This is a genomic window from Pseudoflavonifractor sp. SW1122 (genome assembly GCF_012027765.1).
GTDB classification, from domain to species: Bacteria; Bacillota; Clostridia; order Oscillospirales; family Oscillospiraceae; genus Enterenecus; species Enterenecus faecium.
This window is the reverse complement of the sequence record NZ_SJOS01000001.1, coordinates 73,634-89,604: the sequence shown is the minus strand read 5'-3', so window position 1 is coordinate 89,604 and position 15,971 is coordinate 73,634. Positions and strand designations below refer to the sequence as shown.

General features: G+C 56.8%; 13 protein-coding genes. 8 read left to right on the top strand and 5 right to left on the bottom strand.

The genetic code is table 11. The features are described 5' to 3' along the window. Positions 1 to 58 precede the first annotated feature (58 nt). From E0L15_RS00425 to E0L15_RS00390, 8 genes are all read left to right on the top strand, one after another. Positions 59 to 739, top strand: a complete 681-nt coding sequence (locus tag E0L15_RS00425) for a class I SAM-dependent methyltransferase (RefSeq protein WP_168124145.1) — start codon at positions 59 to 61, stop codon at positions 737 to 739. After that, positions 736 to 1,527: a Nif3-like dinuclear metal center hexameric protein gene (locus E0L15_RS00420; protein WP_168124144.1), complete on the top strand. Its 792-nt coding sequence runs from the start codon at positions 736 to 738 to the stop codon at positions 1,525 to 1,527. Before E0L15_RS00425 ends, E0L15_RS00420 begins: the two co-directional genes overlap by 4 nt. A 59-nt stretch (positions 1,528 to 1,586) precedes the next feature. Further along, positions 1,587 to 2,300 (top strand): N-acetylmuramoyl-L-alanine amidase, encoded by a 714-nt coding sequence (locus E0L15_RS00415; RefSeq protein ID WP_168124143.1) that lies wholly within the window; start codon positions 1,587 to 1,589, stop codon positions 2,298 to 2,300. Then, entirely contained in the window at positions 2,301 to 3,668 is a 1,368-nt protein-coding gene (gene radA, locus E0L15_RS00410; RefSeq protein WP_168124142.1) for a DNA repair protein RadA, read from the top strand. Positions 3,669 to 3,975: 307 nt separating this feature from the next. Beyond that, a complete protein-coding gene (locus E0L15_RS00405) occupies positions 3,976 to 4,980 on the top strand; it encodes a tyrosine recombinase XerC (RefSeq protein WP_087389774.1) in 1,005 nt (334 codons plus the stop codon). A gap of 158 nt (positions 4,981 to 5,138) precedes the next feature. Then, on the top strand, positions 5,139 to 6,104 hold the full coding sequence (fba, locus tag E0L15_RS00400) for a class II fructose-1,6-bisphosphate aldolase (protein ID WP_087229829.1): 966 nt from the start codon (positions 5,139 to 5,141) through the stop codon (positions 6,102 to 6,104). A gap of 43 nt (positions 6,105 to 6,147) precedes the next feature. Beyond that, complete coding sequence (locus tag E0L15_RS00395) at positions 6,148 to 7,386, top strand: 6-phosphofructokinase (RefSeq protein ID WP_087229832.1); 1,239 nt, start codon at positions 6,148 to 6,150, stop codon at positions 7,384 to 7,386. 97 nt (positions 7,387 to 7,483) lie between these two features. Then, positions 7,484 to 8,467, top strand: a complete 984-nt coding sequence (locus E0L15_RS00390; RefSeq protein WP_243155326.1) for a Gfo/Idh/MocA family oxidoreductase — start codon at positions 7,484 to 7,486, stop codon at positions 8,465 to 8,467. 54 nt (positions 8,468 to 8,521) lie between these two features. Here E0L15_RS00390 and E0L15_RS00385 read toward each other — a convergent pair whose 3' ends face one another. The 5 genes from E0L15_RS00385 to pfkA all read right to left on the bottom strand — a co-directional run bounded on the left by E0L15_RS00385 (position 8,522) and on the right by pfkA (position 15,964). Continuing rightward, entirely contained in the window at positions 8,522 to 8,671 is a 150-nt protein-coding gene (locus tag E0L15_RS00385; protein WP_168124140.1) for a hypothetical protein, read from the bottom strand. A 15-nt stretch (positions 8,672 to 8,686) separates the two neighbouring features. Next, positions 8,687 to 11,452, bottom strand: a complete 2,766-nt coding sequence (gene mgtA, locus E0L15_RS00380) for a magnesium-translocating P-type ATPase (protein ID WP_168124139.1) — start codon at positions 11,450 to 11,452, stop codon at positions 8,687 to 8,689. A 208-nt stretch (positions 11,453 to 11,660) separates the two neighbouring features. Beyond that, complete coding sequence (locus tag E0L15_RS00375) at positions 11,661 to 12,158, bottom strand: helix-turn-helix domain-containing protein (protein WP_168124138.1); 498 nt, start codon at positions 12,156 to 12,158, stop codon at positions 11,661 to 11,663. 17 nt (positions 12,159 to 12,175) lie between these two features. Beyond that, positions 12,176 to 14,848, bottom strand: coding sequence for a magnesium-translocating P-type ATPase (mgtA, locus tag E0L15_RS00370; RefSeq protein WP_168124137.1), 2,673 nt, complete (start codon positions 14,846 to 14,848; stop codon positions 12,176 to 12,178). A 129-nt stretch (positions 14,849 to 14,977) separates the two neighbouring features. Next, positions 14,978 to 15,964: a 6-phosphofructokinase gene (pfkA, locus tag E0L15_RS00365; RefSeq protein WP_087229850.1), complete on the bottom strand. Its 987-nt coding sequence runs from the start codon at positions 15,962 to 15,964 to the stop codon at positions 14,978 to 14,980. Between the last annotated feature and the right edge of the window lie 7 nt (positions 15,965 to 15,971).

The window sequence follows — 15,971 nt, the reverse complement described above, 5'->3', positions numbered from 1 at the left end:
GCGGGAAAAGAGCGGGTAACCGCTCTTTTCTTGTATCTGATGAAAATGAGGGATTTTTATGGAATTGACGCCGAGATTGCGTGCCATTGCCCAGCAGGTCCCCCAGGGCTCGGTGCTGGCCGATGTGGGCACGGACCATGCACTGCTGCCGGTATGGCTGCTGTTAGAGGGGCGCATCCCCTCCGCCATCGCCTCGGATTTGCGGGAGGGCCCCTTGGCCCGGGCCAAGGAGACGGTGGAGCAGCACGGAGTGGCGGACCGGGTCTCTCTGCGCCTGTGTGACGGGCTGTCCGGCATTCAGGCAGGGGAGGCGGACGTAGTGGCCATCGCAGGCATGGGCGGGGAGACCATTGCCGCCATTTTGGAGCAGGCCCCCTGGACGAAGGAGAACACCTTGCTGCTCCTCCAGCCCATGACCTCCTTCCCGGACCTCCGCCAGTGGCTGGTGGAAAACGGCTACCGGGTGGAGCACGAGACCCTGTGCCAAGAGGGGAGCCGCATGTATACCGTGCTCACCGTGCGGGGCGGTCAGGATGCTCCCATGACCCCGGCAGAGCTCTGGGTGGGGCGCAACACCCCCCAACCCCTGAGAGGGGCATACCTGTCTATGATGGAGGGCAAGGTGCGCCGGGCTTTGGAGGGACAGAAGGCCTCTGCCAACCCGGACCAGGCTGTGGTGGAGCAGCTGGAGCAGGTACTGGCAGGCATGGATGAGATGAAAAAGGAGCTGGAAGCATGAACACCGTACAGCAAATCTATGAGGCCATCCAGAAGAAGGCCCCCTTTCAATATCAGCTGGGGTTTGACAACGCCGGTTTCCTGGTGGGGCGGCGCAACGCCCCGGTGGACCGGGTTCTCATCGCCTTAGACATCACCAGAGACGTGGTGGACGAGGCCGTAGAGCTGGGGGCACAGCTCATTGTGTCCCACCATCCGGTGATCTGGGAAGGGGTCAAACAGCTCACTGACGTCACCCCCGGCGGAGACCTGCTGCTGACCATGGCAGAGCACGGCATTGCCGCCATCTGCGCCCACACCAACCTGGACGCTGTGGCGGAGGGTGTCAACGACGCCCTGGCCTGCAAGCTGGGGTTGACCCAGGTGGAGCAGCTGAGCCAGGATGGGGTGGACGAACTGGGAAACCCCTATGGCATTGGACGGATTGGCCAGGTGGAAGCCCAGAGCGTGGAGGCCTTTGCTGCCCTGGTGAAGGAGCGGCTGGACGCCGCCTGCGTGCGGGTGGTGGACAGCGGCAAGCCGGTGCACCGGGTGGCTGTTGGCGGCGGCTCCTGTGGCAGTATGCTGGGGGATGTGGTGGCCGCTGGGTGTGACACCTTTGTCACCGCTGACGTGAAGTACGATGTGTTTCTGGCGGCCAAGGCCCAGGGTCTGAACCTGTTGGACGCCGGACACTACCCCACAGAGAACGTGGTGTGTCCTGTGCTGGTGGTGTGGCTGAAGGAGGCGTTCCCCGACCTGCGGGTGGAAATTTCCCAGCGCCACCGAGAGGTCTATCACTGCGTCTAACATAGGCTGGTATGAGTTGTCCCCCTGCTTCATATGGATGGAGGGAAGGGGGGATGGCTATGAAGCCATGGATGGTGATTCTGCTCATCGCGGCATGTATCCTCTGTTTTTTCGCCCGATGGGGCAAGCTAGTGGTGCCCACAGTGGCTCAGGTAGATACTGGACATCCTGTTGTGGTGCTGGATGCTGGACACGGTGGGGAGGACGGGGGAGCCGTCACCGCTTCGGGACACCGGGAGAGTGAGATCAATCTCCAAATCGTAAAGAAGCTGGAGTATTTCATGGCTCTGTGCGGAGTGGAGCCGGTGCTCACCCGGACGGAAGACGTCTCGCTCCACACGCCGGGGGCAGAGGAGAGGGGAGAGCGGAAACGCTCCGATTTGGACTATCGGGTCCAGTTGGTCAACGACACCCCAGGGGCCATGCTCATCAGCATCCATCAAAACCAATATTCCGACCCCTCGGTACGAGGGGCACAGGTGTTTTACACTCTGGGCGATGTGGGGCGGCAGTGGGGAGAATATACCCAGCAGATGCTCCAGGAGACGGTGGACAGCTCCAACACCAAAAAGGCCAAGCAGGTGTCTGAGGACGTGTATCTCTTTTCCCATATCTCCTGTCCTGGCCTGTTGGTGGAGTGTGGCTTTCTCAGCAATGGGCTGGAGGCCTCGCTGCTCCTCACAGACGGGTATCAGACCCGGCTGTCCATGGCCATTACCGGAGCCTACCTCCACCAAATGCAAATGATAAACCGAGCCTCAGGAGGAATCTGAATGGCAAAAAATAAAACTGTGTACTACTGCACCCAGTGCGGCAACGAGACTCCCAAATGGCAGGGCAGATGCCTGGCCTGCGGGGCCTGGAACACCATTGTGGAGCAGCCCGCCGCCGCGGCGGAGAGCAAGAAAAAAGCAGGGGGGAGCCTGTCCACCTCGCCCCTGCGAAAGCCCCGTCCCATGGACGACGTGGAGGCCACCGACGAACTGCGTTTCCCCACGGGAATGAGCGAGTTGGACCGCGTGCTGGGCGGGGGGGCCGTGAAGGGCTCTCTGGTGCTGGTGGGCGGCGCTCCGGGTATCGGTAAGTCCACCTTGATGCTGCAAATCTGCAACAGCCTGTGCCAGTTTGCCTCGGTGCTCTATGTGTCCGGCGAGGAGTCGGAGCGGCAGATCAAGTTGCGGGCCCAGCGGCTGGGTATCTCCGGGCAGGGGCTGTATCTCTACTCGGAGACCAACCTGGACGATGTGGTGGCGGCGGTGGAGGAGCAAAAGCCGGATATTTTGATTGTGGACTCCATTCAGACGGTGTACAACGGGGAGTCCAACTCCTCTCCAGGCAGTGTGGCCCAGGTCAAGGAGTGCACCATGACTCTGATGCACCTGGCCAAGGGGTTGGGGATCACTGTCTTTGTGGTGGGGCATATCAACAAAGAGGGCTCCCTGGCAGGCCCCAAGGTGTTGGAGCACATGGTGGACTGTGTGCTGCATTTTGAAGGGGAGGAGCACAACTCCTACCGCATTCTCCGGGCGGCCAAAAACCGCTTCGGCGCCACCAACGAGATCGGTGTGTTTGAGATGGGAGACCAGGGCCTGTCCCAGGTGCCCAACCCCTCGGAGGCGTTGCTGTCCGGGCGGCCTCAGAATACCCCGGGCTCCTGCGTCACCTGTGTCATGGAGGGCGTGCGCCCGGTGCTGGCAGAGATCCAGGCGCTGCTCACCCCGTCGGCCTACGGCACGTCCCGGCGCTCCTGTAACGGCTTTGACTACAACCGGGCCATGATGCTCTCCGCAGTGCTGGAAAAACGTGGAGGACTCATGGTGTCCAACTGTGACGTGTACGTCAACGTCATTGGCGGCTTGAGCATTACAGAGCCGGCGGCGGACCTGGCGCTCATCGTGGCCTTGGCGTCCAGCTTCCGGGACAAGCCGGTGCCGTATGATTTGGCGGCCATCGGCGAAGTGGGCCTGACGGGCGAGCTGCGGGCGGTGCATGCGTTGAATCAGCGGCTCAGTGAGGTGCAGCGGCTGGGCTTTACCAAATGCTTGATTCCAGCCCGGCACAGCGGAAAGCTGGTGGTGCCGGATGGCTTACAGCTCATTGAGGTGCACAACATCCGGCAAGCGATTGCGGTGCTTGTGTGAGTCTTTGGGCTCATAATTCAGACAAGGGTGGTCGGTGCCGTCCTGAGCGGCGTTGCGCATAGGTTGTGCACCCGTTGTGTACAGGGTGCACCGGCCATCGGTCTGATGCCGACAGGAGAGGGTACACGGAATGAGACTCATAACTTGACCTCCAATTCTGGTGTGCCGGGAACTCCTGTTTGAACACACTAGCAACTCAACAAAATTAAAATTTTGTTGAGTTGAGGGTAGGGGGCTCCCGGAAATTTGATACCCATAGTATGATCCGGCCAGCCTGGCTTTATGTATGCAAATATGGTGATTTTACATGAAAATTGACTATCAAACTCAAGCGCCGCCGGTGCTGCGGGATTTTCTCGCGTATCACGAGACCATTCAGGGACATTCGTCCAAAACGGTTGATGAATATTTTCTTGATCTGCGCAACTTTCTCAGATACATGAAACTTGAAAAAGGCTTGGTGCCCAGATCCACGCCGCTGGACGAAATCTCCATTGACGACGTGGATGTCTCGCTGGTGCGCTCTGTGACGCTGGCCGACGTGTACGCATATCTCAGCTTTCTCAGCCGCAGCCGCGCCAAGAATCACAATTCGCCCCAGGCCGGTTGCGGCCTTGAGGCGTCTACCAGAGCTCGGAAAGTTGCGTCAATCCGTTCCTTTTATAAGTATCTTGTAAACAAAGCCAAAGTTCTCACGGAAAACCCCATTCAGGAACTGGACGCGCCCAGACAGCGCCAGACACTGCCGCGATTTTTAACTCTGGATGAGTGTATTCAGCTGCTGGACAGCATCGACGGGGCCAATTCTGAGCGAGATTTTTGTATTATTACCTTATTTTTAAACTGTGGACTGCGAATTTCTGAGCTGGTGGGCTTGAACCTCAGCGATGTGCGGGACGACCGTATGCGGGTGTTAGGCAAAGGTAACAAAGAGCGCTTTGTCTTTCTCAATACCGCCTGCCGCAGCGCGCTGGATGACTGGCTGGCGGTTCGAACCCAGTCGGCGGCCGTGGACCCCTATGCGTTGTTTATCAGTCGGCGGCGCACCCGCGTGACCAAGGACGGCGTGCACTACATGATTAAAAAGCGTCTGGCGGAGGCTGGATTGGATCGGGACAAGTACTCCGCCCACAAGCTGCGGCACACAGCCGCCACTCTGATGCTGAAAAATGGCGTCGATGTGCGTACGTTACAGGAGATCCTCGGCCACGAGCATTTGAACACCACGCAGATCTACACGCACGTGGACAGCGAGGCCATGCGTCAGGCTGCCCAACTCAACCCTTTGGGAGATCGGTGCAAGAAAAAGTGAGCCTCTCTCCTGCTGCTTTGGCACTTCGCACAAAGGGTATTGGGGTGGTGTATATAATTTGTCTTAAAAAAGATGGCTTGATACCTTGCAATTTGGGGCGAACGCTGTTAAAATGATGAAGTGCAAGACCAATTAATTCTACTAAGGAGTTGATTCAAATGCCACTGGTCACTACTACCGAGATGTTCAAAAAGGCATACGATGGTGGGTATGCAATTGGTGCTTTCAACGTCAACAACATGGAGATCGTTCAGGGCATCACCGAGGCCGCCAAGGAGGTTAACGCTCCCCTGATTCTTCAGGTTTCCAAGGGCGCTCGTGCTTACGCCAACCACACCTACCTGGTGAAGCTGGTTGAGGCTGCCATCATCGAGACTGGCCTGCCCATCGCTCTGCACCTGGATCACGGCGACAGCTTCGAGACCTGCAAGAGCTGCATCGACGGCGGCTTCACCTCCGTCATGATTGACGCCTCTTCCAAGCCCTTCGCTGAGAACATTGAGCTGACCAAGCGTGTTGTGGAATATGCTCATGATCACGGTGTTGTGGTCGAGGCCGAGCTGGGCGCTCTGGCTGGCGTGGAGGACGAGGTCCAGGTTTCCGCCGAGGACTCTCACTACACCCGTCCCGAGGAAGTTGAGGAGTTCGTCTCCAAGACCGGCTGCGACTCTCTGGCCATCGCCATCGGCACCAGCCACGGCGCTTACAAGTTCACTGCTGCTCAGTGCACCCGCAACGAGAAGGGCGAGCTGGTTCCCCCTCCCCTGCGCTTCGACATCCTGGACGAGGTCGTCCGTCGTCTGCCCGGCTTCCCCATCGTTCTCCACGGCTCTTCTTCCGTGCCCCAGGAGTATGTGAAGATGATCAACGAGAACGGCGGCAAGATGCCCGATGCCGTTGGTATCCCCGAGGAGCAGCTGCGTCAGGCCGCCCGCGGCGCTGTGTGTAAGATCAACATTGACTCTGACCTGCGTCTGGCCATGACCGGCACCATCCGTAAGTTCTTCGCTGAGCACCCCGACAAGTTTGACCCCCGCGAGTACCTGAAGCCCGCCCGCGCCAACATCAAGGAGCTGGTCAAGCACAAGCTGATCAACGTCCTGGGCTGCGACGGCAAGGCCTAATCAGCGCGTTTCAAACGCATTACAACATTAGGAGGATTCAAACATGTCTCAACTGAAAGGCGCATGTATCATTGGTCAGTCCGGCGGTCCTACCTCCGTGATCAATGCCAGCGCATACGGTGTCATTCGCACCGCTCTGGATAACCCCAACATCACCGCCGTGTACGGCGCTGCTCACGGCATCAAGGGCGTTCTCAACGATCGCCTGTATGACATGAGCCAGGAGGACGCTCACGAGCTGGAGCTGCTGCTGAACACTCCCTCTTCCGAGCTGGGTTCCTGCCGCTACAAGATCGCCGATCCCGATGTGGACGACACCGACTACAAGCGGATTCTGGAGATCTTCAAGAAGTACGACGTGCGTTACTTCTTCTACAACGGCGGTAACGACTCCATGGACACCTGCTCCAAGGTCAGCCGCTTCATGGCCAAGTCCGGCTATGAGTGCCGCGTCATGGGCGTGCCCAAGACCATCGACAACGACCTGTTCGGCACCGACCACTGCCCCGGCTTCGCCTCCGCTGCCAAGTACATCGCTACTTCCTGCGCTGAGGTGTACAAGGATGCTCGTGTGTACGACACCGGCATGGTCACCATCATCGAGATCATGGGCCGTCACGCTGGCTGGCTGACTGCCGCTGCCGCTCTGGCTGGCGTCGTGGGCTGCGCTCCCGACCTGATCTACGTTCCCGAGGTGGACTTCGACATGGACAAGTTCCTGGCCGATGTCACCTCCATCTACGAGAAGAACGGCAACTGCATCGTGGCTGTCTCCGAGGGCATCCACTATGCTGACGGCTCCTTCGTCTCCGAGGCTAAGACCTCCGCCACCGACGGTTTTGGTCACGCTCAGCTGGGCGGTCTGGCTGCTATGCTGGCCAACATCGTCAAGGAGCGCACCGGCGCCAAGGTCCGTGGCATCGAGCTGTCCCTGCTGCAGCGCTGCGGCGCTCACCTGGCTTCTCAGACCGACATTCAGGAGTCCTTCCTGGCTGGTAAGACCGCCGTGGAGGCTGCTGTGGCCGGCGAGACCGACAAGATGGTGGGCTTCGAGTGCTCCCGTGAGAACGGCTATGAGTGCAAGACCAAGCTGTTCAACCTCTCTGAGGTGGCCAACTTCGAGAAGAAGGTGCCCCTGGAGTGGATCAACGAGGCTGGCAATGGCATCAACCAGGGCTTCATCGACTACGCTCTGCCCCTGATCCAGGGTGAGAACACCCGCGCCACTGAGCACGGTCTGCCCCGCTTCGCCCGTCTGAAGAAGGTTCTGGCCAGCAAGTAAGAAGAGTAGACCTCTTCCCTGCTTTGTGCTATGATGATGAGGAATTACAGAGATGTAATTCCTCATCATTTTTTATGTTCTCAAGGAGATGAAAAAGATGCTTCATATGGCTATTTTGGGAGCTGGCCGCATGGCCGCAACCATGGCGGAGACCATCAACCGCATGAATCAGGCGGGAAACCATGCCGTCTCTCTATATGCTGTGGCAGCCCGGGATTTGGAACGGGCCCAGCAGTTTGCCAAGACCCATGGCGTAGAGCGGGCCTACGGCAGCTATGAGGAGATGCTCCAGGACCAGCAGGTTCAGCTGGTGTATGTGGCCACTCCTCACTCTCACCACTATCAGCATGTCATGATGTGCCTGGAGCACGGAAAGCATGTTCTGTGCGAGAAGGCCTTTGCCGCCAATGCCCAGCAGACGCGAGAGATGCTCCAGCGGGCCAAAGACAAGGGCCTGCTGCTCACCGAGGCCATCTGGACCAGATATCAGCCTATGCGGGAGATCATCTCCCAGGTGGTGAACTCTGGCGTCATTGGAGAGCCCCGAATGCTCACCGCCAACCTGGGCTATGAGATCATGGGGAAAGAGCGCATTGTGGAGCCTGCCTTGGCCGGTGGTGCCCTGCTGGACGTGGGGATCTATCCCCTGAACTTTGCCCAGATGGTGTTTGGTGCCCCGGATCAGGTCCACGCAGTGGGCGTCCTCTCAGACAAGGGAGTGGACCTCCAGGACAGCATGACCCTGATGTGGAAGGACGGAAAGATGGCAGTGTTGAACGCCGGGGCCAACTGTGTCTCCGACCGGATGGGGGTCATCTACGGTACCCGTGGCTTTGCTGTGGTGGAGAATATCAACAATCCCCAGTCCATCACCGTCTATGATGCCCAGTACCAGCAAGTAGAGCATCACCCCTGCCCTGCTCAGCTCACAGGCTATGAGTATGAGGTGGTGGAGGCGGTCAGGTGCATTGAGGCGGGAGTGCTGGAGTGCCCCTCTATGCCCCACCAGGATACTGTGCATATGATGGAGCTGATGGACGAGATCCGCCATCAGATGGGTGTGCATTACCCCTTTGAATAAGACAGAAAACCCCTCCGGTGTAGTGCTACATCGGAGGGGTTTTCATAGATCCGTTTATTTTTGAGGCTTCATGGACCAGAATACCACATTCATCAAGATGACAATGAGAAACACCACGCCAATGGCCACCCAAAATCCCATGTCAATGCCCCAAAGAGAAGTGGTTCCAAATACGTCCATCCACAGGTTTGCCCAGTTTATCATGATATCCCTCCGTTCTTATAACAATTCACCGTAGTGCCGTACATAGGCCTTTTTGAGACTGGTGGCCAGAATCATGTAGAGGAGAATGCACGGAATCAGATAGGCGAAGTAGGCGGCAGGCAGCGCCACAAACCCCAGAGCGGCTCCAAGCGGGGTAAAGGGGATGACAGTGAGCACGGTGATACCCGTCAGTGTTAGAAGGGTCAAGGGAGCGGAAGCACGGCTCTGGAGAAAGGGCAGCTTGGGGGTGCGAATCATGTGGATGACCAAGGTTTGACTCCACATAGATTCCACAAACCAACCAGCCTGGAACAGTCCGATATACTTGGCTTGCATCAAGGCCAGCTCTGCCCCGCAGAAATGGGCAGGCAGATCATTGAACAATACGCCACCCGAGATAAACATAGGACAGAAGACAAAGTACATAAACAGATAGGTGGTAAAGTCGAAAATGGAGCTGGTGGGGCCAATCCAGAGCATGAAGTTGCCCACACTGGAGGCGTCCCATTTCCGAGGCTTGGCGATAAACTCCTCGTCCACATTGTCCCAGGGAATGGCGGTGCAGGACAGATCATAGATCAGATTCAAAAAGATCAGGTGCACGCTCATCATGGGCAGGAATGGCAGCAGCGCAGAAGCTGCCAACACCGAGAACATGTTGCCGAAGTTGGAAGAGGCGGTCATTTTGATGTACTTAATCATGTTGGCGTAGGTTTTGCGCCCCTCGATGATGCCCTGCTCCAAGACCATCAGGTCTTTTTCCAGCAGAATGATATCAGCAGATTCCTTTGCCACATCCACGGCGGTGTCCACGGAAATACCGATGTCGGCGGACTTCATGGCTGCAGCGTCGTTGACACCGTCCCCCATAAAGCCAACGGTGTGGCCGTTTTCCCGGAGGATGGAGACCACACGGGCCTTCTGCTCAGGGGTCAACTTGGCGAACACGTCGGTGGATTCGGCGGCTCTGGTCAGTTCGGCATCGCTCATCTTCTCCAAATCAGAACCCAGGAGCATATTGCGCACTTTGATGCCCACCTGTTTGCAGATGGTGCGGGTCACTTTGTCGTTGTCACCGGTGAGAATCTTGGTGGTTACTCCATGGTCCTTTAGTGCTTGGATGGCATCGGCAGTGGACTCCTTGGGTGGGTCTAAAAAGGCCAGATAGCCCATCAGAACCATGTCGCACTCGTCTTTGACGCCGAACGCACCCACAGGAGAGGGATTGCTCTTTTGGGCAATGGCCAGCACACGGAAGCCTTTGTCGTTGAGGCTGTCTACGGTCTGGAGAATGTGGCGGCGGACCTCATCAGTCAGCGGCTGCACGCCACCGTCACACTCTGCAAAGGTGCAGATGGAGAGCATTTCTTCCACAGCGCCCTTCGTCACCATCTGGGTCTTCCCTGTCTGGTCCTGTACCACGGTGGTCAACCGACGGCGTGTGAAGTCAAAGGGAATTTCATCCACCTTTACATAGTGTTCCGACAAGTCCACCAGCCGAGGGTCCTCCGCCTCGGCTTCCTCGGTCTTGTGGATGATGGCCAGGTCCATCAAGTTCTTATAGCCGGTCTGAAAGTAGCTGTTGAGGTAGGCGTGGCGCAAGACCCGGGTGTCATCCTCGCCGTTGATGTTCAGGTGATATTCCAGCACCACTTGATCTTGAGTCAAGGTCCCAGTCTTATCGGTACACAGAATATCCATAGCTCCGAAGTTTTGAATGGAGTTGAGGTTTTTCACAATGGTCTGCTTCTTGCTCATGGACACCGCACCCTTGGCCAGGCAGGTGGTGACGATCATGGGCAGCATCTCCGGGGTCAAACCCACGGCGATGGAGATACCGAACAAAAAGGCGTCCAACCAGTCTCCCTTGGTGATGCCGTTGATGAAAAACACCAGGGGGACCATAATGAGCATAAAGCGGATGAGTACCCAGGAGACGGCGTTCACACCCTTGGTGAAGCTGGTTTCTACCGCCTCGCCTGCCACGGCGGAGGCCATAGAGCCAAACAGGGTGTGGTCACCCACGCAGACGGCCACAGCGGTGGCGCTGCCAGAGACCACATTGCTGCCCATGAAAGCGATGTTGGTATAATCCGTGATGCTCTCCGCATCGTCACACACACGGGGAGTCTTCTCCACCGGCTCGCTTTCACCGGTGAGGCTGGCCTGACTGACAAACAGGTCTTTGGCCTCCAAAATGCGCACGTCTGCGGGAATCATATCGCCGGCGGACAGGTGCACAATGTCCCCCACCACAAGATCGTCCATGGGAATCTCCACCTTTTCCTGTCCCCTGCGGGTGACGGTACAAGTGGTGGTGATCATCGCCAGAAGCTTCTCCGCTGCGTTGCCGCTCCTGGACTCCTGGACAAACCGAAGCGTACCGGAAATCAGCACCATGGTGAGAATAATCACCACCGTTAGGCAATCGAAATCCTCCGGTGTGCTGCCCAACAGGGAGAAATAGGGGAAAATCATATCGGTCAGGGTGGATACAAGGGCCAGACAGAACAAAATGGCGGTGAAGGGATTGATGAAAGCGCCGGCCAGCCGTTTGGCCAGGGATTTCTTCTTTTCATGGGTCACTTTGTTGTTGCCGTATTGGCTGCGGTGGTGAATCACCGTCTCCTCGTCCAGTCCGCACAGGGCGGCTTGTAGGTTCATCAGGACATGTTTGTTGGAAGTGGTTGCCGCATCTTGGATGCGGCGATTTTGCTGTTCACGGGCGTTGTCTCTCTCGGCGGTGGGACGGACCGCCATGGATTTTTCTTTCAGGTGCATTGGTCTTACCTCCTTGCATAGAATCAAGGCAAAGACAGACATGTGTAGACATGGGACTCCGGGTCCCCCATGCCGTGCCAAGCCTTCGTGTATGATCGTCAGAGTCCATGTCGTTCACCTCTCTTTCTCCGTAAGTATAAAAAAATCGCAAGGAGAATCCCATGGTCAAAACCTTGCGATTTCCTTGCGATTTGGTCAGAATAGGCGGTTAGAGTTTGTCGTTAAACTTATACCCAATGCCCCAAATGGTCAGGATATACTCCGGTGCATCCGGGTTAGGCTCAATTTTCTTCCTGAGTTTTCGGATAAATGCCATGATGTTGCTGTCATCCATCAGATAATCGTTTTCCCATACGGCCTGATAGATCTGTTCCTTGGTGAACACCTCGCCCCGGTTGCGGGCCAGGAAATAGAGAATGTCAAACTCCTTGGGGGTCAGGGAGATCTCGGTGTCGTCCCGTCTCACCCGCCGCAGTCTCAGGTCGATGGAGAGCGCACCGCATTGGATGGTTTCGATGGAAGGAATAACAGAGTCGGACTCTCCTATCTCCACCATCAGAGAGCTTGTCCGGCCATCCATCAAATCGGTCAGACCTTCCAGCAGTTCCTTGGCGGCAGGAGTATCTGGTGCGGAGGTGCGAAGCTTTTCCATCAGCCATTTGGTGAGAGAGAAATCCAGAGCGATAAAACCGATGTTCTTTTTCATTCCAGACTCCTCCTCTCTCAAAGTAGTTCACGGTATTTCTTGATATAGAAGCTTTTTGCCCATGTGACCAGCAACAGGTACAGCAGTACCACCACCACCAGGAAGATGAAATAAGGGATGGGCAGCGCAGTCAATCCGATAAGGTGCCCCATGGGGGTGAAGGTCAAAATGGTGAAAAACAGAATGCCCAGAGTTGTGACTAACATCACGGGCCGGGAAGGCCTGCTCTGGAGCAGCGGCACTTTTTTGGTACGGAGTAGGTGCAAAATCAAGACCTGTGTCCACATGGACTCCAAAAACCATCCCGTTTGAAATAGGGCGATAAATCGAAGCTGCTCCTCGCTCCCTGCCAGAGAAACAAAACTTCCATGGCAGACGGTGGGACAGAGTACAAAGAGCAGGAAGGCAAAGGTCACAAGATCGAAAATAGAACTGATAGGGCCAAAAAAACGCATGAAACGGCCCAGTGTGCGCCCAGACCATTCCAGCGGCTGGGCACAGGCTTCCTGATCCACGTTGTCCCACGGGAGGACCAGACACAACATATCATAGAGCAGGTTTAGCAGCAACAGCTGCACCGAGGTCATGGGGAAAAAGGGCAGGAATACGCTGGCGATCACGATGGAAAAGATGTTTCCAAAATTGGAGGAGGCCGTAATCTTGATGTATTTGGATACGTTGGAAAAGGCTTTCCGCCCCTCCTGAATGCCTGCCTCCAGCACGTTGAGGTCTTTTTTTAGAAGGATGACATCGGCGCCTTCCTTGACCGCGTCAGCAGCTGTATCCACCGAAATACCCACGTCCGATTCCACAATGGCGGGTAAGTCGTTCATGCCGTCCCCCAGGAATCCCACGGTATGCCCATTGGCCTGTAGGGCCTGTACAATCTGTACTTTCTGTTTGGGTGATAGCTCTGCAAAGACGGTGGTGCGCTCAATTTTGATGGGAAGTTCGTTGTCGCTCAATTTCTCTAGCTCTGCTCCCGTCAAGGTCTCGGTGGCGTCAATGCCAAGCCTGCGGCAGATGGAGACCGCCACGCTTTTTTGATCGCCTGTCAGCACCCGAATACCCACGTGGTGGTCCTGTAATGCCCGGATGGCGGCGGCAGCGGTGTGCTTGGGGGCGTCGAAGAAGGCCAGATAGCCCAGGAGAATGAGGCCTTGCTCGTCTACCGTTTCCAGGCTCTCATGGCCCAAAGGTTTATAGGCGATGGCCAAGACTTTCATTCCGTCCTCCAGCATTTCGTCCACAATAGCATGGACGCTGGCAAGGCCGTCTGTACCCATGACGCTGCGCTGGCCTCGATACTCCACGTGGCTGCACCGAGAGCACACGGCGTCAGTGCTGCCTTTGACCAGGAGTAGCTTTTCCTCCCCCTGTTTCACCAAAATGCTGGCCAGCTTCCGGTCGTCATAATCGAAGGGAAACTCGTCCAGCTTTCTGTACTCCGCTTCCAATGCTTGAAAATGGTCACCATGCCCCGGCATATTCCGACATGTGAGAATGGCATCATCCAGATGATTGCGCACCCCGGTATGGTACAGGCTGTTCAAATAGGCAAAGTCCAGCACCTGTTGGCTTTCATTGCCCAGCACGTCCATGTAATACTCCAGGGCAATGCGGTCCCCCGTCAGGGTTCCGGTTTTATCCACACAGAGTACATCCATGCTGCCAAAGCCCTGCATGGCATTGATGTTTTTCACCACTGTCTGCTTTTTCCCCATGGCGGAGCTGCCTTTGGCCAGACAGGCATTGATGACCATGGGGAGCAGTTCTGGGGTCAGACCCACGGCCACGGACAGCGCAAACAGGAACGCAGAGAGCCAGTTGCCTTTAGTGGCGCCACAGGCGATGAATACCACGGGGACCAGAGTGACCATGAAATGAATCAGGACCCGCGCGATGGAATTGGCCCCCCGGTCAAATCGGTTGTTGCGGCTTGTCTCTGAGCTGGAGAAACCGCCGTATACGGTATCTGGGCCAACAGCCAGGACCACGCCCTCTCCAGTGCCTCCGATGACGGAGGAACCCATAAAGGCCAGATTGCTGTACTCCGCATAGGAGCGGGCTGTTCCCTGGGAGAGCGTTTTTGCGTGCTTCTCCAGAATGGTGCTCTCGCCCGTCAGGACGGATTGGGAGACAAAGAGGTCCTTTGCATCTGTGAGACGGAGGTCTGCCGGGACCCGATCTCCTGCAACCAGGCGAACGGTGTCCCCCACCACCAATTGTGTGGATGGCAATCGAATCCACTGCCCATTCCGAAGCACTAAGACGTTGGAGGCGATCATCTTGGTGAGGTGATCTGCCACACGTTTTGCCCTCAGCTCCTGGATAAACCGTACCATCCCGCTGATGAGCAGCATACTCACAATGAGGGTCACGGTGGTGAAGTTGCGGCTGAAGTTGGAGGCCAGAAATACATCGGTCACCAGAGAGATGGCCGCCAAGACAAACAGAATGATGGAAAACGGGTTGATAAAGGCACGGCGCAAACGGTAGAGCACCGTGTCCGATGCCCGGCCGGACAAGATGTTTTTTCCATATTGCCCGCGACTGTCTTCTACCTGCTCGTCGCTGTACCCTTTCTGGGAAATGTGAAACTCTTTGTACAGTGCATTGGTCCCGGTATATGCATAATCCAGTACACGTGGGTGAATGGTTCGATCCCCTTTCACTTGCCTCACCTCCATGTGGTCTGGTCTATCATACCATAGAATGGCCAGTTGGAAATCTTGCTTTTTCCTTGTTTTGTACCGTAGCAAAAAAATAGCCTCAAGCCAAACCTGTGGCTTGAGGCTATTTTTCAATCGTTGAATGAATTAGCCGTGGACGCCGGTGAGGTCACGGAGCATGCACAGGCTGCCCTCGTCAATTTCCTTCTTCATGCCCAGGGCTTCGTTGATGTCGTAGTCCACAATGTCATCCCCGTTCATGGCCACCACACGGCAGGTCTTGCCCTCGGCCAGGAGGCGGACAGCATGATAGCCCATGTTGGTGGCTACCATACGGTCACGGGCAGTGGGAGAGCCGCCGCGCTGGACGTGGCCCAACACGGTGACACGGGTGTCCAGAGCGGTGTACTCCTTGATCTGCTGTGCCACGCCGTAGCCGCCGCCGGGCACGCCTTCGGCCACGATGACCATGAAGTGGGTGCGGCCACCCAGACGGGCCTGACGGATGGGGGTGATGACGTCCCGCTGGAAGTCCACGGGCTGCTCGGGGACCAGCACCACGGTGGCACCGCAGGAGATGCCGACGGCCACGGCCAGGTGTCCGGCCCGGTGGCCCATGACCTCCACCACAGAGCAGCGCTCGTGGGACTTCATGGTGTCACGGAGACGGTCGATGCTCTCCAGAGCGGTGTTGCAGGCGGTGTCATAGCCGATGGTGTAGGAGGAACAGGCGATATCATTGTCGATGGTACCCGGGATACCGATGACAGAGATGCCGCTCTCAGCCAGAGTCAGCAGACCACGGAAGGTACCGTCGCCGCCGATACCCACCAGGGCATCCAGGCCCAGGAGCTTACAGGTGGCCAGGGCCTTCTCGCGGCCGGCAGGCTCCTTGAACTCCAGGCTGCGGGCGGAGTACAGAATGGTACCGCCCCGACGGGAGATATCGCTGACGCTTTCAAAATCCAGACGGGCAAAATCGCCGTTGATAAGGCCGTGATAGCCACGACGAATGCCGATACACTCAATTCCCATGTGCAGGGACGTTCTGACAACGGCGCGGATGGCGGCATTCATGCCGGGAGCGTCTCCACCGCTGGTAAATACGCCGATACGATGCACTGCTGTATCCATGTTCATT

Coding starts and splice junctions, on each gene's coding strand:
- E0L15_RS00425 (WP_168124145.1), top strand. CDS start 59: ATGGAATTGACGCCGAGATTGCGTGCCATTGCCCAGCAGGTCCCCCAG.
- radA (WP_168124142.1), top strand. CDS start 2,301: ATGGCAAAAAATAAAACTGTGTACTACTGCACCCAGTGCGGCAACGAG.
- fba (WP_087229829.1), top strand. CDS start 5,139: ATGCCACTGGTCACTACTACCGAGATGTTCAAAAAGGCATACGATGGT.
- E0L15_RS00395 (WP_087229832.1), top strand. CDS start 6,148: ATGTCTCAACTGAAAGGCGCATGTATCATTGGTCAGTCCGGCGGTCCT.
- E0L15_RS00405 (WP_087389774.1), top strand. CDS start 3,976: ATGAAAATTGACTATCAAACTCAAGCGCCGCCGGTGCTGCGGGATTTT.
- E0L15_RS00390 (WP_243155326.1), top strand. CDS start 7,484: ATGCTTCATATGGCTATTTTGGGAGCTGGCCGCATGGCCGCAACCATG.
- pfkA (WP_087229850.1), bottom strand. CDS start 15,964: ATGGATACAGCAGTGCATCGTATCGGCGTATTTACCAGCGGTGGAGAC.
- E0L15_RS00375 (WP_168124138.1), bottom strand. CDS start 12,158: ATGAAAAAGAACATCGGTTTTATCGCTCTGGATTTCTCTCTCACCAAA.
- mgtA (WP_168124137.1), bottom strand. CDS start 14,848: ATGGAGGTGAGGCAAGTGAAAGGGGATCGAACCATTCACCCACGTGTA.
- E0L15_RS00385 (WP_168124140.1), bottom strand. CDS start 8,671: ATGATAAACTGGGCAAACCTGTGGATGGACGTATTTGGAACCACTTCT.
- mgtA (WP_168124139.1), bottom strand. CDS start 11,452: ATGCACCTGAAAGAAAAATCCATGGCGGTCCGTCCCACCGCCGAGAGA.
- E0L15_RS00415 (WP_168124143.1), top strand. CDS start 1,587: ATGAAGCCATGGATGGTGATTCTGCTCATCGCGGCATGTATCCTCTGT.
- E0L15_RS00420 (WP_168124144.1), top strand. CDS start 736: ATGAACACCGTACAGCAAATCTATGAGGCCATCCAGAAGAAGGCCCCC.